The organism is Denitratisoma sp., from assembly GCA_032027165.1.
Lineage (GTDB): Bacteria > Pseudomonadota > Gammaproteobacteria > Burkholderiales > Rhodocyclaceae > Desulfobacillus.
This window is the reverse complement of sequence record JAVSMO010000001.1, coordinates 1,940,785-1,964,335: the sequence shown is the minus strand read 5'-3', so window position 1 is coordinate 1,964,335 and position 23,551 is coordinate 1,940,785. Positions and strand designations below refer to the sequence as shown.

The 23,551-nt window shown below is 69.4% G+C and carries 24 protein-coding genes; 17 read left to right on the top strand and 7 right to left on the bottom strand.

Annotated features, from left to right (window positions below; all coding sequences use genetic code 11):
- Positions 1–26: 26 nt before the first annotated feature.
- Both ROZ00_09610 and ROZ00_09605 read right to left on the bottom strand, forming a co-directional pair.
- Entirely contained in the window at positions 27–2,738 is a 2,712-nt protein-coding gene (locus tag ROZ00_09610; GenBank protein MDT3736470.1) for a molybdopterin-dependent oxidoreductase, read from the bottom strand.
- Between the two features lie 155 nt (positions 2,739–2,893).
- Positions 2,894–3,766: an OmpA family protein gene (locus ROZ00_09605; GenBank protein MDT3736469.1), complete on the bottom strand. Its 873-nt coding sequence runs from the start codon at positions 3,764–3,766 to the stop codon at positions 2,894–2,896.
- Between the two features lie 123 nt (positions 3,767–3,889).
- Between ROZ00_09605 and ROZ00_09600 the strand changes: the two genes are divergently transcribed.
- Genes ROZ00_09600 through ROZ00_09590 form a run of 3 tightly spaced genes read left to right on the top strand, consistent with a single transcriptional unit; the run spans position 3,890 to position 6,479 of the window.
- Positions 3,890–4,690: an RMD1 family protein gene (locus ROZ00_09600; protein MDT3736468.1), complete on the top strand. Its 801-nt coding sequence runs from the start codon at positions 3,890–3,892 to the stop codon at positions 4,688–4,690.
- Between the two features lie 20 nt (positions 4,691–4,710).
- Entirely contained in the window at positions 4,711–5,592 is an 882-nt protein-coding gene (locus tag ROZ00_09595; protein MDT3736467.1) for a 2-hydroxy-3-oxopropionate reductase, read from the top strand.
- Positions 5,592–6,479: an NAD(P)-dependent oxidoreductase gene (locus tag ROZ00_09590; GenBank protein MDT3736466.1), complete on the top strand. Its 888-nt coding sequence runs from the start codon at positions 5,592–5,594 to the stop codon at positions 6,477–6,479. Before ROZ00_09595 ends, ROZ00_09590 begins: the two co-directional genes overlap by 1 nt.
- On the opposite strand, the gene ROZ00_09585 is transcribed toward ROZ00_09590, so the two are convergent.
- Together ROZ00_09585 and mtnA are read right to left on the bottom strand one after the other, a co-directional pair.
- Positions 6,457–7,092 (bottom strand): class II aldolase/adducin family protein, encoded by a 636-nt coding sequence (locus ROZ00_09585; protein ID MDT3736465.1) that lies wholly within the window; start codon positions 7,090–7,092, stop codon positions 6,457–6,459. The genes ROZ00_09590 and ROZ00_09585 overlap by 23 nt on opposite strands.
- Positions 7,089–8,165, bottom strand: coding sequence for an S-methyl-5-thioribose-1-phosphate isomerase (mtnA, locus tag ROZ00_09580; GenBank protein MDT3736464.1), 1,077 nt, complete (start codon positions 8,163–8,165; stop codon positions 7,089–7,091). The genes ROZ00_09585 and mtnA overlap by 4 nt, the downstream gene beginning before the upstream one ends.
- A gap of 30 nt (positions 8,166–8,195) precedes the next feature.
- On the opposite strand from mtnA, the gene ROZ00_09575 reads away from it, so the two are divergent.
- A complete protein-coding gene (locus ROZ00_09575) occupies positions 8,196–9,362 on the top strand; it encodes a pyridoxal phosphate-dependent aminotransferase (protein MDT3736463.1) in 1,167 nt (388 codons plus the stop codon).
- 12 nt (positions 9,363–9,374) lie between these two features.
- On the opposite strand, the gene ROZ00_09570 is transcribed toward ROZ00_09575, so the two are convergent.
- The 3 genes from ROZ00_09570 to ROZ00_09560 all read right to left on the bottom strand — a co-directional run bounded on the left by ROZ00_09570 (position 9,375) and on the right by ROZ00_09560 (position 11,712).
- A complete protein-coding gene (locus ROZ00_09570; protein ID MDT3736462.1) occupies positions 9,375–9,584 on the bottom strand; it encodes a glycine zipper 2TM domain-containing protein in 210 nt (69 codons plus the stop codon).
- A gap of 104 nt (positions 9,585–9,688) precedes the next feature.
- Complete coding sequence (locus ROZ00_09565) at positions 9,689–11,008, bottom strand: ATP-binding protein (protein MDT3736461.1); 1,320 nt, start codon at positions 11,006–11,008, stop codon at positions 9,689–9,691.
- A complete protein-coding gene (locus ROZ00_09560) occupies positions 11,005–11,712 on the bottom strand; it encodes a response regulator (protein MDT3736460.1) in 708 nt (235 codons plus the stop codon). The genes ROZ00_09565 and ROZ00_09560 overlap by 4 nt, the downstream gene beginning before the upstream one ends.
- Before the next feature lie 115 nt (positions 11,713–11,827).
- Here ROZ00_09560 and ROZ00_09555 point away from each other — a divergent pair, with 115 nt between their 5' ends.
- The 13 genes from ROZ00_09555 to ROZ00_09495 all read left to right on the top strand — a co-directional run bounded on the left by ROZ00_09555 (position 11,828) and on the right by ROZ00_09495 (position 23,542).
- Positions 11,828–12,604: a DUF3365 domain-containing protein gene (locus ROZ00_09555; protein MDT3736459.1), complete on the top strand. Its 777-nt coding sequence runs from the start codon at positions 11,828–11,830 to the stop codon at positions 12,602–12,604.
- 21 nt (positions 12,605–12,625) lie between these two features.
- Complete coding sequence (locus ROZ00_09550; GenBank protein ID MDT3736458.1) at positions 12,626–13,225, top strand: cytochrome c; 600 nt, start codon at positions 12,626–12,628, stop codon at positions 13,223–13,225.
- A 31-nt stretch (positions 13,226–13,256) separates the two neighbouring features.
- Complete coding sequence (locus ROZ00_09545) at positions 13,257–13,460, top strand: DUF2892 domain-containing protein (protein MDT3736457.1); 204 nt, start codon at positions 13,257–13,259, stop codon at positions 13,458–13,460.
- 26 nt (positions 13,461–13,486) lie between these two features.
- Positions 13,487–14,965, top strand: a complete 1,479-nt coding sequence (locus ROZ00_09540; GenBank protein MDT3736456.1) for a hypothetical protein — start codon at positions 13,487–13,489, stop codon at positions 14,963–14,965.
- Between the two features lie 11 nt (positions 14,966–14,976).
- The gene (gene soxX / locus ROZ00_09535; protein MDT3736455.1) at positions 14,977–15,462 is read left to right on the top strand and encodes a sulfur oxidation c-type cytochrome SoxX; all 486 of its coding nucleotides are present in this window, start codon (positions 14,977–14,979) and stop codon (positions 15,460–15,462) included.
- Between the two features lie 10 nt (positions 15,463–15,472).
- The gene (gene soxA, locus ROZ00_09530; protein ID MDT3736454.1) at positions 15,473–16,384 is read left to right on the top strand and encodes a sulfur oxidation c-type cytochrome SoxA; all 912 of its coding nucleotides are present in this window, start codon (positions 15,473–15,475) and stop codon (positions 16,382–16,384) included.
- Between the two features lie 27 nt (positions 16,385–16,411).
- The gene (gene soxY / locus ROZ00_09525; protein ID MDT3736453.1) at positions 16,412–16,882 is read left to right on the top strand and encodes a thiosulfate oxidation carrier protein SoxY; all 471 of its coding nucleotides are present in this window, start codon (positions 16,412–16,414) and stop codon (positions 16,880–16,882) included.
- Positions 16,883–16,913: 31 nt separating this feature from the next.
- The gene (soxZ, locus tag ROZ00_09520) at positions 16,914–17,216 is read left to right on the top strand and encodes a thiosulfate oxidation carrier complex protein SoxZ (GenBank protein ID MDT3736452.1); all 303 of its coding nucleotides are present in this window, start codon (positions 16,914–16,916) and stop codon (positions 17,214–17,216) included.
- 21 nt (positions 17,217–17,237) lie between these two features.
- Positions 17,238–17,705 (top strand): hypothetical protein, encoded by a 468-nt coding sequence (locus ROZ00_09515; protein ID MDT3736451.1) that lies wholly within the window; start codon positions 17,238–17,240, stop codon positions 17,703–17,705.
- Positions 17,706–17,800: 95 nt separating this feature from the next.
- Positions 17,801–18,913, top strand: a complete 1,113-nt coding sequence (locus ROZ00_09510; protein MDT3736450.1) for an efflux RND transporter periplasmic adaptor subunit — start codon at positions 17,801–17,803, stop codon at positions 18,911–18,913.
- Complete coding sequence (locus tag ROZ00_09505) at positions 18,913–22,008, top strand: CusA/CzcA family heavy metal efflux RND transporter (protein ID MDT3736449.1); 3,096 nt, start codon at positions 18,913–18,915, stop codon at positions 22,006–22,008. Before ROZ00_09510 ends, ROZ00_09505 begins: the two co-directional genes overlap by 1 nt.
- Positions 22,005–22,316 (top strand): DUF3240 family protein, encoded by a 312-nt coding sequence (locus tag ROZ00_09500; protein MDT3736448.1) that lies wholly within the window; start codon positions 22,005–22,007, stop codon positions 22,314–22,316. Before ROZ00_09505 ends, ROZ00_09500 begins: the two co-directional genes overlap by 4 nt.
- The gene (locus ROZ00_09495) at positions 22,313–23,542 is read left to right on the top strand and encodes a TolC family protein (GenBank protein ID MDT3736447.1); all 1,230 of its coding nucleotides are present in this window, start codon (positions 22,313–22,315) and stop codon (positions 23,540–23,542) included. The genes ROZ00_09500 and ROZ00_09495 overlap by 4 nt, the downstream gene beginning before the upstream one ends.
- The last annotated feature ends 9 nt before the right edge of the window (positions 23,543–23,551 follow it).

Here is a 23,551-nt window from a genome sequence, read left to right as displayed (position 1 = left end):
CCCTTTTCAAAGGGGGGAAGAAAGGATCAGGCCGCAGCCTTGCCCGCCGCCAGCAGCCGCTTCAGCTCCGGCACGCAGGAGCCGCAGCCGGTGCCGCAGCGCAGGGTCTCCTGGAGGGATTCGAGGTTCGCGCCGGCGGCGACGGCGGCGAGGATGTCCTTCTCGGCGACGTTGTTGCAGGCGCAGACGATGCGCCCGCGCACGGCGACGCCTTCCGGCGGCGCGGAGAGCGGCGCCAGCAGCCAGCGGCGCACATCCCCGGCCGGCCGGCCGTCGACCACCATGTCCTTCAGCCAGGCCGCGGCGGCCGTCTCGCCGGACAGGTGCAGCCCGGTCAGACGGCCGTCCTCGAGGCGCGCCTTCTTGCGGATGCCGCGCTGGCGGTCGCGGTAGCTGAGGCAGTCGGCGTCGCTCAAGCCGAGGATCGAATCGATCTCCTCCAGCCATTCCGCCGGCGGCGCTGCCTCGCCGGCGAGACGCAGCACCACCGTGGCGGTCTCGCGCCCGGCCAGCGTCAGGCTGGCGTAGCGGAAGCGCGCGAGCAGGGGCTGCAGGCGCGCCAGCCAGGCGAGCGCCTGTTCCGTGCCGTCGGCTTCGCGGCGCAGCACCAGCGCTTGCCAAGGCAGCTCGAGGCGGGCCGCCTGCACGGCGGCGTGCTTCAGTTCGGGCTGCTTCGAGAAGGGATCGAGCGCGCCGGGCATCAGTTCGTTGGCGCCGCTGTGCGAGAGCGAGCGGCGTCCCCAGTGCATGGCGAGGAAGACCTGCCCCGCGCGCAGCTCGCCGGAGGCGGCGACGGTGAGCACGGTCTCGCCGCGCCGCCCGCGCAGGCTGGCGAAGTCGCCGTCCTGCAGGCCGCGCCGGAGCATGTCGTCGGCGTTCATGAGCAGGCGCGGCGCTTCCTCGTGGCTGTAGAGTTGGGCGGCGCGGCCGCTGCGGCTCATGCCGTGCCACTGGTCGCGCAGGCGGCCGGTATTCAGGTGCAGCGGGAAGCGCGCATCGGTGGACTCGGCGGTGCGCGCGAAGTCGAGCGGAACGAAGCGGGCCAGTCCGCCGGGGCGGGCGAAGCGCAGGTCGGCGTACAGGCGCGGCGTGCCGGCCGGCGCGCCCTCGGGGAAGGGCCATTGCTGCGGGCCGCGCGCCTCGAGCAGGGCGTAGTCGACGCCCGTGATGTCGAGGTCGCGGCCGCGCGTGGTGCCGGCGTGCTCGCGGAAGACCTGGCCGGGATGGAACCAGGAGAAGAGCTGGGGCGCGTCATGGCGGCCCAGCTCGCGGCCGAGGTGCAGGGCGAAGTCGCGCGCGATCTGCCAGTCGGCGCGCGCCTCGCCCGGCGGCGGCACGGCGCGGTGCACGCGCGTGATGCGCCGCTCGGAATTGGTGACGCTGCCGTCCTTCTCGCCCCAGGTGGCGGCGGGCAGCAGCAGGTCGGCGTAGGACGCGGTCTCGGTGTCGCCGAAGGCTTCCTGCAGCACGACGAACTCGGCGCGCTCGAGCGCCTCGCGCACGCGCGCCTGCTCGGGCAGCGACTGCGCCGGGTTGGTGCAGGCGATCCACAGCGCCTTGATCTCGCCGCGCCGCACGGCCTCGAACAGCTCGACGGCGGTCTTGCCCGGCGCCTCCGGCAGCGACGGCACGTTCCAGTAGCGCGCCAGCTCCGCGCGGTGGTCGGGATTGGCCGGGCTGCGGTGGCCGGGCAGCAGGGTCGCCATGCTGCCGGTCTCGCGCCCGCCCATGGCGTTGGGCTGGCCGGTGAGCGAGAAGGGGCCGGCGCCGGGCCGGCCGATCTGGCCGGTGGCGAGGTGCAGGTGGATCAGCGCGGCGCCGTTGGCCGTGCCGTGGGAAGACTGGTTGAGGCCCTGGCACCAGAGCGAAAGCGCCGCCTTCGCGTTGCCGAACCAGCGCGCGGCGGCGACGATGTCCTCGGCCGGGACACCGCAGACGGACGCGGCGGCGGCCGGCGTCAGCTCGCGCACGGCGTCGCGCACCCCGTCGAAGCCCTCGGTGTGGGCGCGGATGAAATCGCGGTCGACCAGGTCCTCCCACAGCAGCACGTGCAGCATCGCGCCGTAGAGCGTGACGTCGGTGCCGGGCAGCAGGGCGAGGTGCAGGTCGGCGCCCGCGGCGGTGTCGGTGCGGCGCGGGTCGACGACGATCAGCTTCATGTCCGAGTTGGCGCGGCGCGCGTCCTCGATGCGGCGGAAGAGCACCGGATGCGCCCAGGCGGTGTTCGAGCCGGCGACGAGCAGGCAGTCGGCGAGGCCGAGGTCTTCGTAGCTGCACGGCGGCGCGTCGGCGCCGAGCGTCTGCGTATACGCGGCCACCGCCGAGGACATGCACAGGCGCGAGTTGCTGTCGATGTTGTTGGTGCCGACCAGCGCCCGCGCCAGCTTGTTGAAGACGTAGTAGTCCTCGGTGAGCAGCTGGCCGGAGACGTAGAAGGCGACGGCGTCGGGGCCGTGCTCGCGGATGATGGACGCGAAGCGCCGGGCGGCGTGGCCGAGGGCGGCGTCCCAGCCGAGGCGCTGGCGCGGCGCTTCGCGCGCCGTGCGCAGTTCCGGATGCAGCAGGCGGCCCTCGCGGCCGGCGGTCAGGTGCAGCGTGGCGCCCTTGCTGCACAGGCGGCCGAAGTTGGCCGGGTGGGCGGGGTCGCCGCGCACGCCGGCGATGCGGCTGCCGTCGTGCTCGATAAGGACGCCGCAGCCGGTGCCGCAGTAGCAGCAGGCGGATCGGGTTTCGTTCATGCCTTGCACTGAGCAACCGCTGTGCCAGGAGCGGTGATCGGCCGGAAAGCCAGTGCTGGCGCGGCCTTGCGAGATTTGGCCCTGCGGGGCCGGATGTCTCCGGATGGTGCGGCCCGCCCCGGCCGCGGGCCAAAGTGGTGCGCCGACTGCTGCGCTTAGCGCTTGACCAGCTCGACCCGCCGGTTCTTCGCCCGGCCTTCCTCGCTGCGGTTGTCGGCGACCGGCACGGCGTCGCCCTTGCCGTCGGATTTCAGGCGCCTGGCATCGATGCCGTTGGCGGTGAGATACTTCACGACGCTCTCGGCGCGCTGCTTGGACAATTCCGCATTGGCGCGCTTGTCGCCGACATTGTCGGTATGGCCCTCGACCGACAGCCTAAGCGACTTGTCGTTCTTCAGGAGCGCAACCACTTCGTTCAGCAGCGGCGCCGATTCGGCCTTGATGGTGGCCTTGCCGGTGTCGAAGAGGATGCCGGTCAGGGCGACGAAGCCGTTCTTCCTGATCGCATCGGCCATTTCTCCGGCGGAGAATTCCACCTTCTGCACCATGGCGCCGACGTCGACGATGTTCAGCTGGTAGCGCAGGCCTTCGTTGTCGATGTTGATCTGCATCCAGCGCTCGCCGCCGTTCGGCCGCGGCATGCGGTAGACGGCGCTTTCGGGATCGCCGCCCTTGGGATGGCGATTGACCAGGACGCCGCCGGCCTTCCTGAAGGCGTTCTCGTAGTTCCTGACCAGTTCGACGGCGCTCGGCTTGCGCGCGCCCTCGTTGAGGATGTAGTCGATGAACCAGTGCTTGCCGGCCTTCGTTTCGCCGATCGGCTCGTAGGAGCCGTCGTAGCCCTTGCTGGCGAAGCGGTATTCGTTGAAGTCCTTCAGCTTGGAGCTGTCGATATGGAAGCCGGGAAAGCGCGGCACTTCCGGGTGATCCGCGGTGCCCGGGTTGTCGCCCGGATCCTTGGCGGCGAAGGCCGCGGCGGCGAGGAGGGCGAGGATCAGGGCAAGGGGGAATTCAAGCAACCGTTTCAAGTTGAAGCTCCTTTTCGGTGTGGACGCGGCGGGCGGATTCTAGCCGGTGGCTTCGGCATGTCGTTATCCAATATCGGCAAGTTTGCGCGCCACACCTTTTCGCGCCTGTGCGAAACTATCCCCATGGAAACGCTTCCCCTCTGCCGCAAGGGCGCCTTCAAGGCGCGCGCCGTGCTGCTCGGCGAGCGGCTCGACCTGCGCGCCCTCGGCAGCGGCAACGCGCTGGCGACCAGCCCGCTGGCCGTCGAGGTGCAGGGCGGCGGCGTGGCGGTGCTGTTCCGCTACGGCGTGGCGGTGTTCTTCGACGTGGCGGCGATGGAGGAGGTGTCCTTCCTCGAGCGGCTGCGGCCCTTCGTGACGCGGCCCTACGAGCGGCCGGAGACCGAAGAGATCGAGATCGCCGTCGAGCCGCAGGCGAAGGACGGCGTCAGGCCGGGCACCGTCGTCTTCGAGGCCTGCACGATCGAGCGTCTGCAGCTCGTCGCCGACATCCTCTCGAAGAGCGTGCTGCTGGCGTTGTACGAGGCGCGCGTCTCGGCCGAGTTCGACCGCGTCGAGCCGCTGGCGGCCGACCTCGCCGAGCATGGCCGCATCCCTGGCCAGGAGCGGGCGCTGCTGAAGAACATCGGCGCCATGCTGCTGATCGAGAGCCGCATGGTCGGCCGCGCCGAGATCAGCGAGAAGCCGGAGCTGCTGTGGGAGCAGCCGGGTCTGGAGAGCCTGTTCGTGCGCCTGCAGGACGAGTTCGAGATCCGCGAGCGCCACCAGGCGCTGGAGCGCAAGATGAACCTGCTCTCGCACACGGCGCAGAGCGTGCAGGACCTGCTGTCGACGCGCCACTCGCTGCGCGTCGAGTGGTACATCGTCATCCTGATCGTCTTCGAGATCCTGCTGACGCTCTACGAAATGTTCATCAAGCACTAACCGACAGAGGAGAAAACAACATGAATATCGGATTCATCGGCCTCGGCCTCATGGGCCGCCCCATGGCCATCAACGTCGCCCGCGGCGGCCACACCCTGCACATCTGGGCGCGGCGCGCGGCCTCGCTCGAGCCCTTCGCCCAGTTCGGCGCGCACGCCCACGTCAGCCCTGCCGAGGTGGCCAGGCACGCCGACCTCGTCGTCACCATGGTGGCCGACGCGCCCGACGTCGAGGAAGTGACGCTGGGCGAGAACGGCGTGGCGAAGGGCGCCCGGAAGGGCCTGCTGGTGGCCGACATGAGCACCATCGCGCCGGCGGCGGCGCAGCGCATCGGCATGAAGCTGGCCGACGAGGGCATCGAGTTCCTCGACGCGCCGGTCTCCGGCGGCGAGGTCGGCGCCATCAACGCCACGCTGTCGATCATGGTCGGCGGCAAGGCGGCGGCCTTCGAGAGGATGAAGCCGATCTTCGAATTGATGGGCAAGAACATCGTGCACGTCGGCGACTCCGGCGCCGGCCAGGTGGCGAAGGCCTGCAACCAGATCGTCACCGGCATGGGCGTGGCGGCGGTGGCCGAAGCCTTCAACTTCGCCCGCAAGAGCGGCGCCGACGTCGCCAAGGTGCGCGAGGCGCTGATGGGCGGCTTCGCCTACAGCAAGATCCTCGAGAACCACGGCCAGCGCATGATCGATCGCAACTTCAAGCCGGGCTTCAAGGCCTGGATGCACCAGAAGGACCTGCGCATCGTCATGGAGGAGGCGCACCGCCTCGGCCTGATGCTGCCGGGTGCGGCGGCGACGGCGCAGATGTTCAACGCCATGGTCGGCTCCGGGCTGGGCGAGGACGATTCGGTTGCCATGCTGAAGCTGCTGGAGCGCATGTCCGGCGGCGAGAAACACTGATGAAGGTCGGCTTCATCGGCCTCGGCGTCATGGGGCGCCCGATGGCCCTGCACCTCGTCAGGGCCGGGCACGAACTGTCGGTCTACGCGCGGCGCGCCGAGGCGGCGCAGCCGCTGGTCGACGCCGGCGCGCGGCGCCTTGCCACGCCGGCGGAAGTGGCGGCGGCGAGCGAGGTGGTGTTCACCATGGTCACCACCGGGGCCGACGTCGAGCAGGTGGCGTTGGGCGAAGCCGGCATCCTCCACGGCGCGAAACCGGGCACGGTGGTGGTCGACATGGGCACCATCCCGCCCGGCACGGCGCGGCGCATCGCGGCGCAGCTGGCGGCACGCGGCATCGACACCATCGACGCGCCGGTCTCCGGCGGCGAGGTCGGCGCGCAGAACGCCACGCTGGCGATCATGGCCGGCGGCAAGGCGGAGGTGCTGGCGCGCGTGCGGCCGCTGCTGGAAAAGCTCGGCAAGACCATCGTGCACGTCGGCCCGAACGGCGCCGGCCAAGTGGCGAAGGCCTGCAACCAGATGATCATGGTCTCCTGCATCGAGGCGGTGGCCGAGGCGATGCTGCTGGCGAAGCAGTCCGGCGCCGACCCGGAGAAGGTGCGCCAGGCGCTCGCCGGCGGCTCGGCCGGCAGCCGCGTGCTGGAGGTGTTCGGCGCGCGCATGACGGCGCGCGACTTCAAGGCGGGGGTGGAAGCGCGCCTGCACCACAAGGACTTCGGCATCCTGCTCGACGAGGCGGCGACGCTCGGCGCGCCGCTGCCGATCGCGGCGCAGGTGTGGCAGCAATTGAACACCCTCATGGCGCAGGGCCTGGGCCGCGAGGACACCGCCAGCCTGCTGCGCGTGCTGGAGGCCGAGTCGACTACGGCTGCCCGTAGGTCCTGAACTTCTCCAGCACCGTTTCCATCTCGGCGTCCGGCAGCAGCACCGGGCGGCCGACCTGCAGGGCGCGCCAGTACTGCTCGCACAGCGACTCGAACTCGACGGCGAGGTCGAGCGCGTGGCGCAGGTCGCGGCCGAACACGAGCAGGCCGTGGTTGGCGAGCAGGCAGGCGCAGCGGCCTTCCAGCGCTGCCAGCGCGGCGTCGGACAATGCCTGCGTGCCGAAGGTGGCGTAGGCGGCGCAGCGCACCGTGGCGCCGCCGAAGCGCGCGATCATGTAGTGGAAGGGCGGGATGTCGGCGCGCAGGCAGGCCAGTGCGGTGGCGAAGGGGGCGTGGGCGTGCACGACGGCGCCGGCCTCCGGGCGCGCCGCGTAGAGGTCGCGGTGGAAGCGCCATTCGGAAGAGGGTTTGCGCGGCCCCTGCCAGGAACCGTCCATGGCCACCGGCACGATGTCGCCGGGCTGCATCTCGTCGTCGGCGAGGCCGGTCGGCGTGACGAGGAAGCCTTCGCCCCAGCGCGCGCTGACATTGCCGGCGGTGCCGCGGTTGAGGCCGTGCGCGGCGAGCGAGCGGACGGCGGCGACGATGCCTTCGCGCAGGTCGATCTGGGTCATGTCTGGTTCCCGAAAAGGGTGCGCAGCTCGCCGGGCGCGCAGACGCCGCGCTCGGTGACGATGCCGGCGATGAGCCTGGCGGGCGTGACGTCGAAGGCGGGGTTGGCGGCGGGCATCCAGTCGGGGGCGATGGCCACGGTGGCGTGCACGCCATGGCGGTCGAGACCGCCGACGTGGCGCACCTCGCCGCCGTCGCGCTCCTCGATGGGGATGCGCGCGCCGTCGGGGCAGTCGCGGTCGATGGTGGACAGCGGCGCGGCGACGTAGAAGGGCACGCCGCAGTCGGCTGCCGCCAGCGCCTTGAGGCAGGTGCCGATCTTGTTGGCGGTGTCGCCGTTGGCGGCGATGCGGTCGGCGCCGACGATGACCATGTCCACCGCGCCCTGCCGCAGGAAATGCCCGGCGGCGTTGTCGGCGATGAGGGTGTGCGGGATGCCGGCCTCGTGCAGCTCCCAGGCAGTGAGCAGGCCCTGGTTGCGCGGCCGCGTTTCCGAGACGAACACATGCACCGGCAGGCCGGCCTCGCGCGCGGCGTAGACCGGCGCCAGCGCCGTGCCCCAGGCGGCGGTGGCGAGCCAGCCGGCGTTGCAGTGGGTCATCAGGTTCACCGGGCGCCGCCCGACGGCCTCGAACAGGGCGAGGCCATGCTCGCCGATGCGGCGGTTGGCGGCGGCGTCCTCCCCGGCGATGGCGCGCGCCTCGGACCAGGCGGCGGCGTGCCGCTGCGCCACCGGCAACGGCGCGAGTTGCCGCTTCATGCGCGCCAGCGCCCAGTGCAGGTTCACCGCCGTCGGCCGCGTCGCGGCGAGCGTGTCGCAGGCACGCTGCAGCGATTCGTTGGCGGCGCCGTCCTTCAAGGCGAGGGCGACGCCATAGGCGGCGGTGACGCCGATCAGCGGTGCGCCGCGCACCAGCATGGCGCGGATGGCGTGGGCGGCGTCGGCGAGGGAGCGCAGGTGGCGCGTGGCGACCTGGTGCGGCAGCAGCGTCTGGTCGAGGATGACGACGGCGTCGCCCTCTTCGCGGATCGTGAACAGGCGGTCGGAAATCATGGCCCGGGGATTGTAGCTCACCGGGTGCGGGCCTTATGCCACAATTCGGGCATGCCGAACTTCCCCGCTCCCATCGACTCGCGCCTGCCCTGGGTGGGCACGACCATCTTCACCGTCATGTCGCGCCTGGCGGCGCAGCACGGCGCCATCAACCTGTCGCAGGGCTTCCCCGATTTCTCGGCGCCGCCGGCGCTGTTCGATCTCGTGGCGAAGCACATGCACGCCGGCGCCAATCAGTACGCGCCGATGGCCGGCGCGCTGCCGCTGCGCGAGGCCATCGCCGAAAAGGTCGCCGCCCTCTACGGACTGACTTTCGACGTCGAGCAGGAGATCACCGTCACGGCGGGCGCGACGCAGGCCATCTTCACCGCGGTGGCGGCGCTGGTGCGGCCGGGCGACGAGGTGATCGTCTTCGAGCCGGTGTACGACTCCTACGTGCCGTCCATCGAACTGAACGGCGGGCGCGCCGTGCCGTGCAGGCTGACTTTCCCGGATTACCGCCCGAACTGGGACGAGGTGCGCGCGCTGATCACGCCGAAGACGCGCATGATCATCATCAACACGCCGCACAATCCAAGCGGGTCGGTGTGGGAAGCCTCGGACATGCAGGCGCTGGAACAACTCGTGCGCGGCACCGGCATCGTCGTCGTCTCCGACGAGGTGTACGAGCACATTGTCTTCGACGGGCAGCGGCATGAGAGCGTGGTGCGCTATCCGGGCCTGGCCGAGCGCAGCTTCGTCGTCTCGTCGTTCGGCAAGACCTACCACGTCACCGGCTGGAAGATCGCCTACTGCCTGGCGCCGCGCGAGCTGATGGCGGAGTTCCGCAAGGCGCACCAGTTCGTCGTCTTCTGCGTGAACCACCCGATGCAGCTGGCGCTTGCGGAGTTCATGCAGGACAAGGAGCGTTACCTCGGCCTGGCGGACTTCTACCGGACCAAGCGGGACTTCTTCAGGCAGCAGCTGGCGGGATCGCGCTTCGTGCCGCTGCCCTGCCCGGGCACCTACTTCCAGTCGGTGCGCTACGACGCGATTTCCGACGAGCCCGACCGCGCCTTCGTCGAGCGCCTGACGAAGGCGCACGGCGTGGCGGCGATTCCCTTCTCGGCCTTCTACACAAGCACGAATGGCGGCCGCGACGACAAGGTCATCCGCTTCTGCTTCGCCAAGGGCGAGGAGACGCTGGCGCGCGCCGGCGAGAAACTGCGCGCCGTGTAGGCAGCGGGACCGCTACTGCTTGACCTGGTTGCCGATGACGCCGCCGACGGCGGCGCCGCCGACCGTGCCGAGGGCGCTGCCGCCGGTCAGCACCGCGCCGCCGACCGCGCCGACCGCGGCGCCGATGGCGGTGTTCTTCTGCTGCGTCGTCATGTTGGCGCAGCCGCCCAGGGTCGCGGCAACCACCATGAGGGCGGCAAGGGTTGAATTCGGCGTGCGCATGTTGTCCTCCTTTGTCGTTCATCGTTACGCATACGCGTAGACGAACCGGCGCCGCCACTTGTTCCCGAAATTTTTCGCGCGACTGTCGTCGACCGACGACAGGTTTACCCTTGGCGGGAGGAGGGGATGCGGACGCTGGCGACGGTGCCGCCGCCGGGACGATCGGCCAGCGCGACGCTCCAGCCGTTGGCGTTGGCGAGCTGACGCACGATGGCCAGGCCGAGGCCGCTGCCCCCGGTGAGCGTGCTGCGCGAGGGCTCGAGCCGGTAGAAGGGGCGGAAGACCGCTTCGCGCTCCTCGGCGGGAACGCCGGGACCGCGGTCGAGCACGCGGATCTCGATCGCCTCGTCGCCGAGCGTGTACTCGATGTCGACCGGCGCGCCGCCGCCGTAGCGCACGGCGTTGTCGATCAGGTTGACGAGGATGCGCTTGAGCGACAGCGGCCGCACCAGGATGCGGCAGTCCGGCCCCTTGTTGCCGCGGATGACGGCGCCGGCCTGCGTGAATTCCGCGGCGATCTCGGCGAGCAGGTCGCAGAGGTTCATGTCGACCGTCTCCTGCTCGGCGAAGTCGCGGCTGACCTCGAGGCAGCGGGCGATCAGCTCGTTCATGCCCTCGACGTCGCGCAGCACCCTGTCGATGAGGTCGCGGTCGGGCTTCTCCGAGAGCATGCCGAGCGCCAGCTGGATGCGCGCCAGCGGCGTGCGCAGGTCGTGCGAGATGCCGGCCAGCAGGGTGGTGCGGTTGGCGAGGAGTTCCTCGACCTGCTCGCCCATGCGGTTGAACTCGCGCGCCAGGGTGGCGAGCTCGGTCGGGCCCGTCTCCGCCAGCGGCTCCGGCCGCCGGCCCTGGCCGATGCGCTGCGTGGCGCTGGCCAGCCGCGCGAGCGGCCGGATCAGCCAGCTGGCCAGCCCGGCCGAGGTATTGAGCGTGACGAGGGTGCCTACCGCGAGGATCAACAGCATCGCCAGCCAGGGCTGCACGTCGACGCGGCTGGCCGGGAAACCGACGCGCACCTTGCCGTTCTCGGTGGGCAGGTCGGCCCAGTACCACTCCTCGCCGTCCTCGGCGTGGCTGGCGCGCAGCACGATGCTTTCTCCGGTGCGCGAGCTGAGCGCCGTCTCGAGCAGCTGGAAATACGGCAGCATGCGCGTGAAGGCGACGACCTCGCCGGGCGGATCCTGCACCTGGATGCGGTACAGCCGGCCGATGCGCTCCTGCATCCACGGGCGCTCTTCGACCGGCTCGCTCCGCCAGTTCTCGGCGGTCTCGATCATCAGCGCGGCGAGGTCGCTGGTGGCGTTGCGGCCGAGCGGCACCAGGGCGAAGTAGGTGATGATGGCGATGGTGAACAGCTGGAAGGCGAAGGACACCAGCGCGATCACCAGCGCGGTGCGCCCGAACAGCGTGCGCGGCAGGATCATGGCTTTCTGGCGCCGCCGGGCGAGAAGAGGTAGCCCTCGCCCCAGATCGTGCGCAGGTAGACCGGATGCGCCGGATCGGGCTCGATCTTGCGGCGCAGCCGCGTGACGCGCACGTCGACCATGCGGTCGAAGGGCGCGCGCTCGTAGCCCTTGAGCAGCTCGACCAGGGCGTCGCGGCTGAGCACGCGGTCGGGGTTCTCGATCAGCACCTTGAGCAGGGCGAACTCGGCGCCGGAGACGTCGACCTCCTCGCCGTTGCGCGTCAGGCGGTGCGCCTCGAGGTCGACTTCGAAGGGGCCGAAGCGGCGCAGCCGCCCGGCTGCCGCCACCGGCTGGCGGCGGCGCAGCACCGCCGCCACGCGCGCCAGCAGCTCGCGATGGCTGAAGGGCTTCGGCAGGTAGTCGTCGGCGCCGACCTCGAGGCCGACGATGCGGTCGACCTCCTCGCCGCGTGCCGACAGCATGATGATCGGCGGGCCGCCGTGCGTCCCCAGGTCGCGCGCCAGCGTCAGGCCGTCCTCGCCCGGCAGCATGACGTCGAGCAGCAGCAGGTCGACCGGGTGCGACGAAAGGTGCCGCTTCATGGCCTGGCCGTCGCCCACGCCGGCGGCCTCGTAGCCGTTGTCCGACAGGTAGCGCACCAGCAGCTCGCGCAGCCCCTCGTCGTCGTCCACCACCAGTATGCGGCCCCGGCACTCGGCCATGCCTCCCCCCCTTGTAACAACTTGTAACAAATGCGGCCTCCCTGCAACAGCGCGGAAACCGCTCCTGCCTATTCTGCACGTGCAGAAAAAACATAACACAGATGAGGAGGAGACGATGTTCAAGCTGAAACGATCCGCGGCGTTCGCCGCATTGTGCCTGCTGGCCGCGCTGCCGGCCGCAGCCGAGGAGATCGGCGCCCGCGCCAAGGGCGGTTTCGCCGAATCGTTCTTCCTGGAGAAAGTGCCCCGCGCCGAGGCCAAGGCGACGGCCGAGCGGCTGGCCAAGGCGGTCATCGCCGCGCGGCTGATCATCTTCGCCTACGCCGGCAAGTTCGTCGATCCCAACCTCGGCGACAAGGGCTTCTCCGGCGAGGTCTTCGAGACGCAATGGCGTGCCGCGCTCGAGCCCGACATGCTCGACGCCACGCCGACCCAGAAGCGCCTCTACGAGAAGCTGATCTGGGCCGGCCGCCAGGTCATCGAGAACAACCAGGATCGCCTCAACTTCAAAGGCGTCGGCTGGAAGAATTTCCTGCCGGCGAAATGGGAGCGCGAGATGGGCGGCGTATTCACCGCCAAGACCGGCATCGTCATCAAGCAGCCTGGCCGTGCCTACCGTAATCCGGTCAACGTGCCGGACGATACCGAGCGTGCCGCGCTGATTCACTACGTCAAGGCCGGGCACAACGAGAACGCGCCGATCAGGAAGACCGAGAAGTGGGGCAAGCAGGAGGTGTACCGCCACATGGAGCCGATCCGCCTGATGCCGCCCTGCCTGCCCTGCCACGGCAAGCCGAAGGGCGAGCTGGACATCGTGAATTTCGAGAAGGACGGGCTGGAAACCGGCGACCTCATCGGCCTGATGAGCGTGACCCTCGCCGTGAGCGACTGATTTTTTAAAGGGAGAACATAAATGAGAACAGCAAAACGGGGCGTCATCGCGGCGGCAGTCGCGCTTGGCCTGGGTCTGAGCGGCGCGGCCTGGTCGCAGGCGCCGGCGTTCGCGCCGGAGGACATGCAGCGCGGCAAGGCCTTCCTGCAGAAGAGCATGGGCATGATGAAGCCGGAACTGCAGGAGAAGGTGAAGGCGCTGCCGCCCGAGATCCAGCAGTTCCTGCTCAAGATCGCCATCAAGCACAAGCGCCACAGCGAGACGCTGACCATGCGCCAGGTGATGCAGGAGTTGCTCGCCGACTACCAGGCGGTGGCCGCCGCCATCGCCACCGACAACGGCGAACAGGCGGCCGATGCCGCGCGCCGCATGGCCCACCATCGCCTGCCGCGCGGCGGCCTGCTGCCCTATCTGCCGCTGGAAAAGGTCAATGCCAAGGATCTCGGCGTGCTGCCGGCCATGGAAGAGGCCGTCGAGGGCGGCGCCATGAAGCTCGCCGCCGCTGCCGAGAAGGGCGACATGGCCGCCGCCGCACGCCACTTCGGCGACGTTACCGCCGGTTGCGTTGCCTGCCATGTGCATTTCCGTGGCCAGCCGGGCGTCTCGCCGCGGCTGAAGTGATGCTTTCAACGCAAACGTTCGGAGAGAAAACATGACTGTCGATCGCATCGTGCATCTCGTAGCCGGCCTGATGGTGCTGCTGGGCCTCGTGCTGGCGCATTACGTGCATCCCTACTGGGTCGCGCTGACGGCCTTCGTCGGGCTGAATCTGGCGCAAAGCGGCATCACGCAGTTCTGCCCGCTCGCCTTCTTCCTGAAGAAGGCCGGCGTCAAGGATGAAAGCTGCTGCTCATAAATAACGAATCTGGGAGGAGGAGAAAAATGAAAGATCACAAGGGGAAACTGACGGCGGCGCTGGCCGTCGCATTCGCGGCGCTTGGCATCTCCGGACGGGCCATGGCGGCGGACTGGGTGATGCTGCAGGCGATGGAGCCGCCGAGCACCACGCACAAGCTCTTCGGCATCGGCCAGCTCTCGTACACCAACTACTACGGCTGCGACAAGATGCAGGGGCTGGTGAACCCGAACAACGGCAGCGCCACCACTGCCCACGGCCTGCTCAACGGTTCCTACAATGCCATGTGCCGCACCGGCCCGGAGCTGCGCGACCAGAAGGCCGACTTCAACCTCGACAACCTCGCCGTCGGCCTGCGCGGCAACCTGATTCCCGGCAAGATCAACTACTTCCTGATGGCGAACTTCGGCCAGAACGCCGCCAACTACGAGCCGCTCGACACTTCGCGCGACCATCTCGTCAGCCTCACCGACGCCACCATGACCTTCAGCTACATCCCCGGCGTGCGCGTGCGCGCCGGCCTGATGAGGAAGCCCGGCCCGGAGGAGCTCTATCAGGGGGTCGGCGCCCAGCCCTACATCTGGCCGACCGACTTCATCGCCCGCGTGCAGACCGAGAAGTTCGTGCGCACCAACACCAAGGGCACCGCCTTCATTCCCGGCCAGGGCTACAGCAACGCCACCGCTTCCTACAGTGGTTGGGACGCCGACGCCGGCCGCGACTGGGGCATCCAGTTCTTCGATGCCTTCAAGGTCGGCAAGTGGACCCACACCTATGCCGCCATGATCGGCAACGGCAGCGGCATCCACAGCGTCAGGGACTACAACAGCGAGAAGGACCTCAACCTCTACTTCTCCACCGAGTACGACCTGCCCGGCGGCAAGGGCCCGGGCAAGCACGGCATCAAGGGCTACGTCTATCACCAGCGCGGCACGCGCAACTTCGAGATCAACGCCGCCGGCGATCATAGCAAGGACTTCGACTTCACCCGCCACGGCTTCGGCATCAAGGCGCTCGGCGAACTCTTCGGCGAGGGTCGCGGCAAGCACCGCCTCGGCTTCGACCTGATGTACGCCAACGGCATGATCTTCTATACGCCGACCGGCAACGTGGTGGACGGGGCCTTCGGCGGCCAGATCCAGATCGCCGCCGAGAAGGGCAACAAGGCGCGCGGCATGACCTTCGACTACGGCTGGTACATGAACGACAAGTGGGACTTCGGCATCCGCTACGCCCGCCACGACGTGCTGCACAAGACCATCGGCACCAACCTCTGGAACGACGCCGACGAGCGCATCATCAAGCAGCTCACCTTCGCGGTGAACTACAACTACACGAAGGCCACCCGCCTGACCTTCAACATCGAGCCGCGCGACGCGAACGCGCCGAATCCTGTGACGGTCGGGCCGAATGCCGCCTTCCGGGCGCGGGCGACCAACAACGCCGGCGTCGTCACCGGGGCCGTCGGCGCGCGCTTCGGCCTGCAGCTGACCCACCAGTTCTGAACGGGCCAGGCATGAAGCGACACGTTCTGATTGCCGCCGTCCTGCAGGGACTGACTTTTGCCGGAACGGCCGCCGCCCAGGGGGCGGCGGCCCCCCAGGCAGCGGCCGCTCCCAAGGCTCCGGCCAACTATTCGGCCTTCCCCTGCCTGAGCTACAGCCTGCCCTGCGGCAAGCTCGCCACGCGCAGGCCGGAACAGAAGGCGCTCGAGGGGCCGCTCAACGGCAATGCCGCGAAGGGCAAGCAGATCGCCCAGGCGCGCAATCGCGGCAACTGCCTGGCCTGCCACGTCATGCCGGGCGGCAGCCAGCCCGGTTCGCGCGGGCCCGACCTCAGCCACTTCGGCAGCACGGGCCGCAGCGCGGCGGAGGCCTACGCCATGGTCTTCGACATGCGCACGATCAACCCCGAGACCCTGATGCCGCCCTTCGGCACCAATGAAATCCTCACCGACCAGGAACTGCGCGACGTCGTCGCCTTCCTGCTCTCATCGAAATAAAGGACCCGCGATGTTCGAACGCAAGCGCACCGCCCTGTTGTCGGCGCTCGTCCTCGGCCTGGCCGCAGGCTGTGCCGTCCTCGGTGACGGGACCTATCGGGAACGTTACCCGGACGCGCAGATCGATCCCTTCAAGGGCGTCGAGGGCGACGTCGGCTTCAGCGACACCATCCAGTACTGGCGCACCGAGGCCGATTTGCAACGCCATGCCGGACTGGCCGACAAGCCGGCCGAGGTGTGGAAGCTCAACTGGAAGCACATGGACCTCGACCGCATCGACCTGCACCCCGGCCACCTCGCCGTCGACGAGGGCCAGGCGCTGGTGAAGAAGCTCGCCGCGCGCAATCCCGCCTTCCTCGCCTGCCTGGGCGAAGGTTCGTCCGATCTCAAGGGCAAGGCGGCGGCCTACCCGAAGTTCGACGAGGCGCTCGAGCGCATCGTGACGGTGGAGGCGCGCATCGAGCATTGCGCGAAGAGCGTGCTGAAGGAGGACCTGGCCCAGGGCAAGCCGCCCAACACCAAGATCTCCGTCTATTTCAAATCGCTCAGTGCCGGCATGCCGATCAAGGTCGACCTGTCGGACGAGCGGGTGATGGAAGCCTACCGCCGCGGCGAGGAACTCTTCTACCGCAAGACCGGCCAGCTCAACTTCGCCTGCGCTTCCTGCCACACGCCGGGAAGCATCATGGGCCACAAGCTGCGCGGCGAGACGCCGACGACGCCGTTCGGCGATGCGGCGCATTACCCGACCTACCGCACGCCGGTCGGCGCCCTGGAGTCGATCCAGGAGCGTTTCGCGCGCTGCCACGGCCAGATGCGCACCCAGGGGCTGAAGCCGGGCGATCCGGCCTATGCCGACCTCGAAGTCTTTGTAACCGTGCTGTCCAACGGATATCCGGTTTCGGTTCCCTCGGCCCGTTAGCCGGGGTTTTGATTGGAGCAAGCAAGAGTGAATCAGTTACGCAGGTTGATATTGAAAGGCGGCGGCGCCGGCGGGGTGCTTGCCTGCGCTCTCGCGGCGGGGCTGCTGCGCCCCACCCGGGCACACGCGGCGGAATGGAACAAGGCGGCCTTCGAGTCGAAGAACCTCGCCGACGCCCTGAAGAACATCGGCGCGGAAGGCGCCGCGGAAAGCGCCGACATCCACATCAAGGCGCCGGAGGTGGCGGAGAACGGCGCGGTGATCCCGATCGAGGTGAGCTGCCGCATGGCCGGGGCGGAATCCATCGCCCTGCTGGCGGAGAAGAACCCCTTCCCGCTGATGGCGCACGCCGTGCTCGCCAACGGCACGGAAGGCTATCTCAACACCCGCTTCAAGATGGGCCAGACCTCCGTCGTCAAGGTGGTGGTGAAGGCCGGCGGCAAGCACTACATCGCCAGCCGCGAGATCAAAGTCACCATCGGCGGCTGCGGCGGCTGAGGCAGGAGAGGAAACGAAAATGGCAGAACCCATGAAAATCCGTACCAAGATGGTCGACGGCAGCGCCCATATCTTCGTGCTCATGATCCACCCGATGGAGACCGGTCAGCGCAAGGATCCGCGCAGCGGCCAGGTCTACCCCGCCCACTTCATCCGGCATGTCATGGCCACGGTCAACGACAAGCCGGTGCTGGACATGCAGTGCGGCCCGGCGATTTCCAAGAACCCGGTATTCGGCTTCCGCGTCAAGGACGCCAAGCCCGGCGACAAGCTGGTCGTCGCCTGGGAGGACAACAAGGGCGAGAAGTCCCGCAGCGAGGCGACGATCGCCTGAAAACACACAAGACACGCAAACATGAAAAACAGACACAAGCACCTCATCGCGGCCGCCCTCGGCGCGCTGTTCATCGCCGGCGCGGCGCCGGCCGCCGGGCCGGCCAAGTCGGTCGACCAGCGCGCGCCGCTGGTCCTGCTCGACGAGGAGCGCCACATCGTCCTCGAGGAGATGCGCAACTTCCTCGCCGTCCTGCAGACCATCACCGACGCCCTCACGCGCGAGGACATGAAGGAGATCGCCCGCGCCGCCCGTACCATGGGCAGCGGCGCCGCCAACGAGATCCCGCCGAAGACGGTGGCCAAGCTGCCGGAGGAATTCAAGGTCCTCGCCGGCGGCGTGCACACCACCTTCGACCTGATGGCCCTCGACGCGGAATCCCTCGCCGATCCCAAGCACACGCTGACGCAGATGAACGACCTGCTGCAGAAGTGCAATGCCTGCCACGGCATCTACCAGATCAAGGTCGGCAAGGCGGCAAAAAAGTAGCTTCCAGCCGTTCCTTAAGCTTCCGTTAAGTCGCCGGCGGGAGAATGCCATGCTAAATTGAGATGGCGTTCTCCCGCCGCTTGTCGCTCATGAATATGAAACTTCATCGAAACGGACCAGGACTGCTTGTACTGCTCGCCGCGCTGCTCGCCGCGCCGCTGTTGGCGGCCGAGGAACTGCCGGTATCGGCGGCCCAGATGAAGTCCCTCGGCATCGAGACTGCGCCCCTCGCGGCGCAGCGCGCCGGCGAACTGCCCGGCCTGCCGGCGCAGGTGGTCGTGCCCAACAACCAGCTGCATGTGCTGAGTGCGCCGATCCCCGTGCTGGTCGAGCGGATGCTGGCCACCGCCGGCGAACACGTGAAGAAGGGTCAGGTGCTGGCGCGCCTGCAGGGGCCGGCCGTCGTCGAGATGCAGCGCGCCTACCTGCAGGCCGCCTCGCAGCTGCGCCTGGCGAAGGACAACCTGGCGCGCGACGAGAAGCTGTTCGCCGAGGGCATCATCGCCGAGAGCCGCTACCGCGCCACGCGCAGCTTGCACGCCGAGCAGGCGGCGGCCTATAGCGAGCGGCGCCAGGTGCTGCGCCTGGCCGGCATGAGCGAGGCGGCCATCGCCCGCCTGCAGTCGGGCGGCGGCCTGGGCAGCGCCATCGAGGTCGCCTCGCCCGTGGACGGCGTGGTGCTGGAGCAGATGGCCACCGCCGGCCAGCGGCTGGAAGCCGCCTCCCCGATTTTCAAGGTGGCGAAGCTCGACCCGCTCTGGCTGGATATCCAGCTGCCGATTGCCCGCCAGGGCATGGTGGCGGAGGGCGACCAGGTGACGCTGCCCGCCCAGCAGGCCGTCGGCAAGGTGCTGACGGTCGGCCATGGCGTCGGCGGCAGCCAGACGGTGCTGGTGCGCGCCGAGATCACCCGCGGCGCCGAGCGCCTGCATCCCGGGCAGTACGTCGAGGCGACCGTGGTCAGCGCCGTGCGCAACGGCCGCACGGGCGGACAGTGGAACGTGCCCAACACCGCCCTGGCGCGGCTGCAGGGTCGCGTCCTCGTCTTCGTGCAGACGGCGCAGGGCTTTCGCGCCGTGCCGGTCGGCCTGGTCGTCGAAGGCGCGCAGTCGAGCAGCGTGCGCGGCGAGCTGAAGGGCGATGAGCGCATCGCCGTGCGCGGCGTCTCGGCGCTGAAGGCGGCGCTGATGGGCATCGGGGGCGAGTGATGCTCGAGCGGCTGGTCGAGTTCAGCCTCACGCAGAGGCTGCTGGTCGTCATTGCCACCCTGGCACTGGTTGGCGCCGGCGCTGTCGCCTTCAACGGCCTGCCGATCGACGCCTTCCCGGACGTCTCGTCGACCCAGGTGAAGATCATCATGAAGGCCCCCGGCATGACGCCGGAGGAGGTCGAGGCGCGCATCACCACGCCGATCGAGCTGGAGATGCTCGGCATCCCCAACAAAAAGATCCTGCGCTCGGTGTCGAAATACGCCATCGCCGACATCACCATCGACTTCGAGGACGGCACCGACATCTACTGGGCGCGCAGCCAGGTGACCGAGCGCCTCAACGGTATCCTGCGCGACCTGCCGCCCGGCGCCGACGGCGGCCTGGCGCCGATCACCACGCCGCTCGGCGAGATGTTCATGTTCACCATCGACGGCGGCGACCTGACGTTGCAGGAGCGGCGCGGCCTGCTCGACTGGGTGATCCGGCCGGCGCTGCGCACCCTGCCCGGCGTGGCCGACGTGAACGCGCTCGGCGGCGAGGCGCGCAGCTTCGAGGTGGTGCCGGACATCGCGGCGCTGGCCGCGCGCGGCGTGACGCTGGGCGCGCTGCAGCAGGCGCTGGAGGCGAACAACCGCAACGACGGCGCCGGCCGCCTGTCCGAGGGCGAGGAGTCGCTGGTGGTGCGCGCCGAAGGCGCCATCCGCGACCTGGACGACGTGCGCGCGGTGGTGGTCTCCAGCCGCGACGGCACACCGGTGCGGGTGGGCGACGTCGCCGCGGTGCGCATCGGCCACCTCACCCGCTACGGCGCCGTCACGCAGAGCGGCGCGGCCGGCCAGGGCGAGGCGGTGCAGGGCCTGGTGCTCGGCCTGCGCGGCGCCAACGCGCGGCAGGTGGTGAACGGCGTGCGTGCCAAGCTGGCCGAACTGGCGCCGACGCTGCCGGAGGGCGTGACGACGCAGGTCTTCTACGATCGCGGCAGCCTGGTCGAGCGCGCCGTCGGCACGGTGTCGCGGGCCCTGCTCGAAGCCATCGTGCTGGTGGTCGTACTGCTGGTGCTGTTCCTCGGCAACCTGCGCGCCGCCCTGGTGGTGGCGCTGACCCTGCCGCTGGCGGCGCTGGTGACCTTCATCTTGATGCGCCAGTTCGGCATGTCGGCCAACCTGATGAGCTTGGGCGGGCTGGCGATCGCCATCGGCATGCTGGTCGACGCGGCGGTGGTGGTGGTCGAAAACATCGTGACGCACCTGGCGCATGAAGAGGGGAAGGCGGCGAACCGGCTGCCGCGCCTGCACGTCGTCTACCGCGCCGTGCGCGAAGTGACCCTGCCGGTGGCCTCGGGCATCACGATCATCGTCATCGTCTTCCTGCCGCTGGTGACCCTGCAGGGGCTCGAGGGCAAGCTGTTCGTGCCGGTGGCGCTGTCGATCATCTTCGCGCTGTCCGGCTCGCTCCTGCTGTCCCTGACGGTGATCCCGGTGCTCGCCTCGTTCCTGATCCGCGAGGCCGGCCACGGCGAGCCGTGGCTGGTGCGCCAGGCGCTGCGCCTGTACGTGCCGCTGCTGGAGTGGGCGCTGCGCCACACGCGCCAGGTGGCGATCGGCGCGGCCGCCGCGCTGGCGCTCACCGCGCTCATCTACACCCAGGTCGGCAAGACCTTCATGCCGACCATGGACGAGGGCGACCTCATCGTCGGCGTCGAGAAGCTGCCGTCGATCAACCTGGAGGCGAGCGTGGCGACCGATCTGCGCATCCAGCGGGCGATCCTCGAGCGCGTGCCGGAAGTGAAGCGCATCGTAGCGCGCGTCGGCTCCGACGAGCTGGGGCTGGACCCGATGGGCCTCAACCAGACCGACACCTTCCTCGTGCTCAAGCCGAAGGACGAATGGCGCGAGCCGGACAAGGCCTGGCTGATGGACGAGCTGCGCAAGGTGCTGGCAGATTTCCCCGGCGTGGCCTACAGCTTCACCCAGCCGATCGAGATGCGCGTCTCGGAGATGATCGTCGGCGTGCGCGGCGACGTGGCGATCAAGATCTTCGGTCCCGACCTTGCCACGCTCAATCAGATGGCGCAGCAGGTGGTCGACGCACTGAAGCCGATCCGCGGCGCCGAGGACGTGTTCACGGTGAAAAACGAGGGCCTGCAGTACTACCGCATCGAGATCGACCGCTTGGCCGCCGGCCGCCTCGGCTTCAACGTCGACGACGTCCAGAACGCCCTGCGCACCCAGGTCGAGGGCCGCGTGCTGGGCGTGGTGCTGGAGGGCAACCGGCGCACGCCGCTGCTGCTGCGCGGCGGCGAGCGCGAACGGATGTCGCCGGCGATGTTCAACGGCCTCAGCCTGACGCTGGCCGACGGCCGCAGCGTGCCGCTGACGGCGGTGGCGAAGCTGGTGCGCGCCGACGGCCCGGTCAAGATCGACCACGAGAACGCGGCGAAGATGGTCGTCGTCTCGGCCAACGTGCGCGACCGCGACCTGGTCGGCTTCGTCGACGAGGCGAAGCGCGCCGTGGCGGAGAAGCTGACTTTCGCCGGCGGCTACAGCACCGTGTGGGGCGGCCAGTTCGAGAACCAGCAGCGCGCCGCCGCACGCCTGGCGGTGGTGGTGCCGGTGGCGCTGGCGCTGATCTTCCTGCTGCTCTTCGCCACCTTCGGCTCGCTGCGCCAGGCCCTGCTGGTCATCAGCAACATCCCCTTCGCCATGATCGGCGGCGTGCTGGCGATGTGGCTGGCAGGCGAGTACCTGTCGGTGCCGGCCTCGGTCGGTTTCATTGCGCTGCTCGGCATCGCGGTGCTCAATGGCGTGGTGATGGTCACCTATTTCAACCAGCTGCACGCGCAGGGCATGGCGGTTGAGGAGATCGTCGTCGAGGGCGCGAAGCGGCGCCTGCGCCCGGTGCTGATGACGGCGAGCATCGCCGCCTTTGGCCTGGTGCCGCTGCTGTTCGCCAGCGGGCCCGGCTCGGAGATCCAGAAGCCGCTGGCCATCGTCGTCATCGGCGGCCTGGTCAGCGCCACGCTGCTGACCCTGGTCATCCTGCCGATCCTTTACCGGCGCTTCGGCATTGCGCCGCAGGAGGGCGTGAAATGAAACCACGGGATTGCGTGCTCACCCTGGTCTTCCCGGTTTCCCTCGAGGAGGACCTGGTCGACCATCTGCTCGAGCATCCGGAATGGGTGACCGGCTTCACCAACACGCGGGTCGAGGGGCAGGGGCAGGCGGTGCGCCTGCACGGCTCGGCCGAGCAGGTGCGCGGGCGCTCGCGCCGCGTGCAGGTGCAGGTCGTCATGAACCGGGAGGATGCGCAGGCGCTGGTCGCGCATCTCAAGGAAACCCTGCCGAATCCGGAGATCGCCTACTGGCTGGTGCCGCTGATCGAGTTCGGGAGATTCGCATGAAATTCTTGTCCTGCCTCATCCTGCTGCTGCCGGCGCTTGCCGTCGCCGCGCCGCCCGACGACACTCCCGACCTGCCGCCGCGCGCAGTCGTGGCGAGCGTCCTCGCCGGCCATCCGGACGTGCTGGCGGCGAAGTCGGGCGTGCGCTACGAAGAGTCCAATCGCAGCCGTCTCGAGGCGGGCGAGCACGAGTTCAGCGTGAGCGTGGGCTCGGCGCGGCGCCGCACCGACACCTCACGCAGTCTCAACGAATGGGATGTTGCCGTCGAGCGGCCGATCCGCCTGCCGGGCAAGGCGCGCCTCGACGGCGAGCTCGGCGAGCTGGGTGTCGCACAGGCGCAGTCCTCGCTGGGTGATGCCATGCACGAGACGGCGCGCGGCCTGCTGCGCGCCTGGTTCGGCTGGCTGAAGGCGCGTGCGCAGTCCGACGAATGGAACAACCAGGTGTCCCTGCTGAGGCGGCAGAGCGAGGTTGCCGCACGGCGGGTGCGCGCCGGCGATGCGCCCCGCCTCGAGCAGACCCTGGCCGAAGCCTCGACCGCCCAGGCTGAGGCGGCGGCGGTGCAGGCGGAGCTGCGGGCGTCCGTCGCTGCCGCCGAATTGACGCAGCACTATCCCGGCATATCCCTGCCGGAAAGGCCGGTCCTGGCGACGCCGACGCCGGTCGACCAGCCGCACGCGTACTGGCATGAGCGCATCCTGCAGCACAACCACGAACTGGCCGCCGTGCGCGCCGAGGTGAAGCGGCGGCAGACCCTCATCGCGCGCAGCCAGGCGGAGGAACTGCCCGATCCGACCGTCGGCGTGCGCCACGCCTCAGAGGCCGGCGGCAACGAGCGGGTGACGGGGCTGTATGTGAGCATCCCCCTGCCGGGACGGGCGCGCACCGCCTCGACCGAAGGCGCCCGCGCGCAGATGGACATGGCGGTGCAGAAGGAAGCGGCGCTGCTGCGCAGGCTGAACGCCGAAATATCCGCCGCGCATGCCGGCGCCACGGCCGCCTACGAAGGATGGCGCAAGGCGCAGGCGGCGGCGCAGGCGATGGAGCGCAACGCCGAGCTGATTGCGCGTGCCTACGCGCTGGGCGAGGCCGGCCTCAACGACACGCTGAACGCCCGCCGCCTCGCCGTCGAAGGCAAGCTGGCGTCGGCGACGGCGCAGCTGGATGCCGCCGAGGCGCGCTATCGGCTGCTGCTCGACGCGCACCAGCTGTGGCTGCACGACTGAGCCGGCGCG

Bases quoted from the DNA above. Each gene is read 5' to 3' on its own strand.
- ROZ00_09575 (MDT3736463.1), top strand. From the start codon at position 8,196: ATGCCGAACTTCCCCGCTCCCATCGACTCGCGCCTGCCCTGGGTGGGC.
- ROZ00_09590 (MDT3736466.1), top strand. From the start codon at position 5,592: ATGAAGGTCGGCTTCATCGGCCTCGGCGTCATGGGGCGCCCGATGGCC.
- ROZ00_09595 (MDT3736467.1), top strand. From the start codon at position 4,711: ATGAATATCGGATTCATCGGCCTCGGCCTCATGGGCCGCCCCATGGCC.
- ROZ00_09505 (MDT3736449.1), top strand. From the start codon at position 18,913: ATGCTCGAGCGGCTGGTCGAGTTCAGCCTCACGCAGAGGCTGCTGGTC.
- ROZ00_09545 (MDT3736457.1), top strand. From the start codon at position 13,257: ATGACTGTCGATCGCATCGTGCATCTCGTAGCCGGCCTGATGGTGCTG.
- ROZ00_09495 (MDT3736447.1), top strand. From the start codon at position 22,313: ATGAAATTCTTGTCCTGCCTCATCCTGCTGCTGCCGGCGCTTGCCGTC.
- ROZ00_09555 (MDT3736459.1), top strand. From the start codon at position 11,828: ATGTTCAAGCTGAAACGATCCGCGGCGTTCGCCGCATTGTGCCTGCTG.
- ROZ00_09600 (MDT3736468.1), top strand. From the start codon at position 3,890: ATGGAAACGCTTCCCCTCTGCCGCAAGGGCGCCTTCAAGGCGCGCGCC.
- ROZ00_09510 (MDT3736450.1), top strand. From the start codon at position 17,801: ATGAAACTTCATCGAAACGGACCAGGACTGCTTGTACTGCTCGCCGCG.
- ROZ00_09560 (MDT3736460.1), bottom strand. From the start codon at position 11,712: ATGGCCGAGTGCCGGGGCCGCATACTGGTGGTGGACGACGACGAGGGG.
- ROZ00_09515 (MDT3736451.1), top strand. From the start codon at position 17,238: ATGAAAAACAGACACAAGCACCTCATCGCGGCCGCCCTCGGCGCGCTG.
- soxX (MDT3736455.1), top strand. From the start codon at position 14,977: ATGAAGCGACACGTTCTGATTGCCGCCGTCCTGCAGGGACTGACTTTT.
- ROZ00_09570 (MDT3736462.1), bottom strand. From the start codon at position 9,584: ATGCGCACGCCGAATTCAACCCTTGCCGCCCTCATGGTGGTTGCCGCG.
- ROZ00_09550 (MDT3736458.1), top strand. From the start codon at position 12,626: ATGAGAACAGCAAAACGGGGCGTCATCGCGGCGGCAGTCGCGCTTGGC.
- ROZ00_09565 (MDT3736461.1), bottom strand. From the start codon at position 11,008: ATGATCCTGCCGCGCACGCTGTTCGGGCGCACCGCGCTGGTGATCGCG.
- ROZ00_09500 (MDT3736448.1), top strand. From the start codon at position 22,005: ATGAAACCACGGGATTGCGTGCTCACCCTGGTCTTCCCGGTTTCCCTC.
- ROZ00_09610 (MDT3736470.1), bottom strand. From the start codon at position 2,738: ATGAACGAAACCCGATCCGCCTGCTGCTACTGCGGCACCGGCTGCGGC.
- ROZ00_09540 (MDT3736456.1), top strand. From the start codon at position 13,487: ATGAAAGATCACAAGGGGAAACTGACGGCGGCGCTGGCCGTCGCATTC.
- ROZ00_09585 (MDT3736465.1), bottom strand. From the start codon at position 7,092: ATGACCCAGATCGACCTGCGCGAAGGCATCGTCGCCGCCGTCCGCTCG.
- soxA (MDT3736454.1), top strand. From the start codon at position 15,473: ATGTTCGAACGCAAGCGCACCGCCCTGTTGTCGGCGCTCGTCCTCGGC.
- soxZ (MDT3736452.1), top strand. From the start codon at position 16,914: ATGAAAATCCGTACCAAGATGGTCGACGGCAGCGCCCATATCTTCGTG.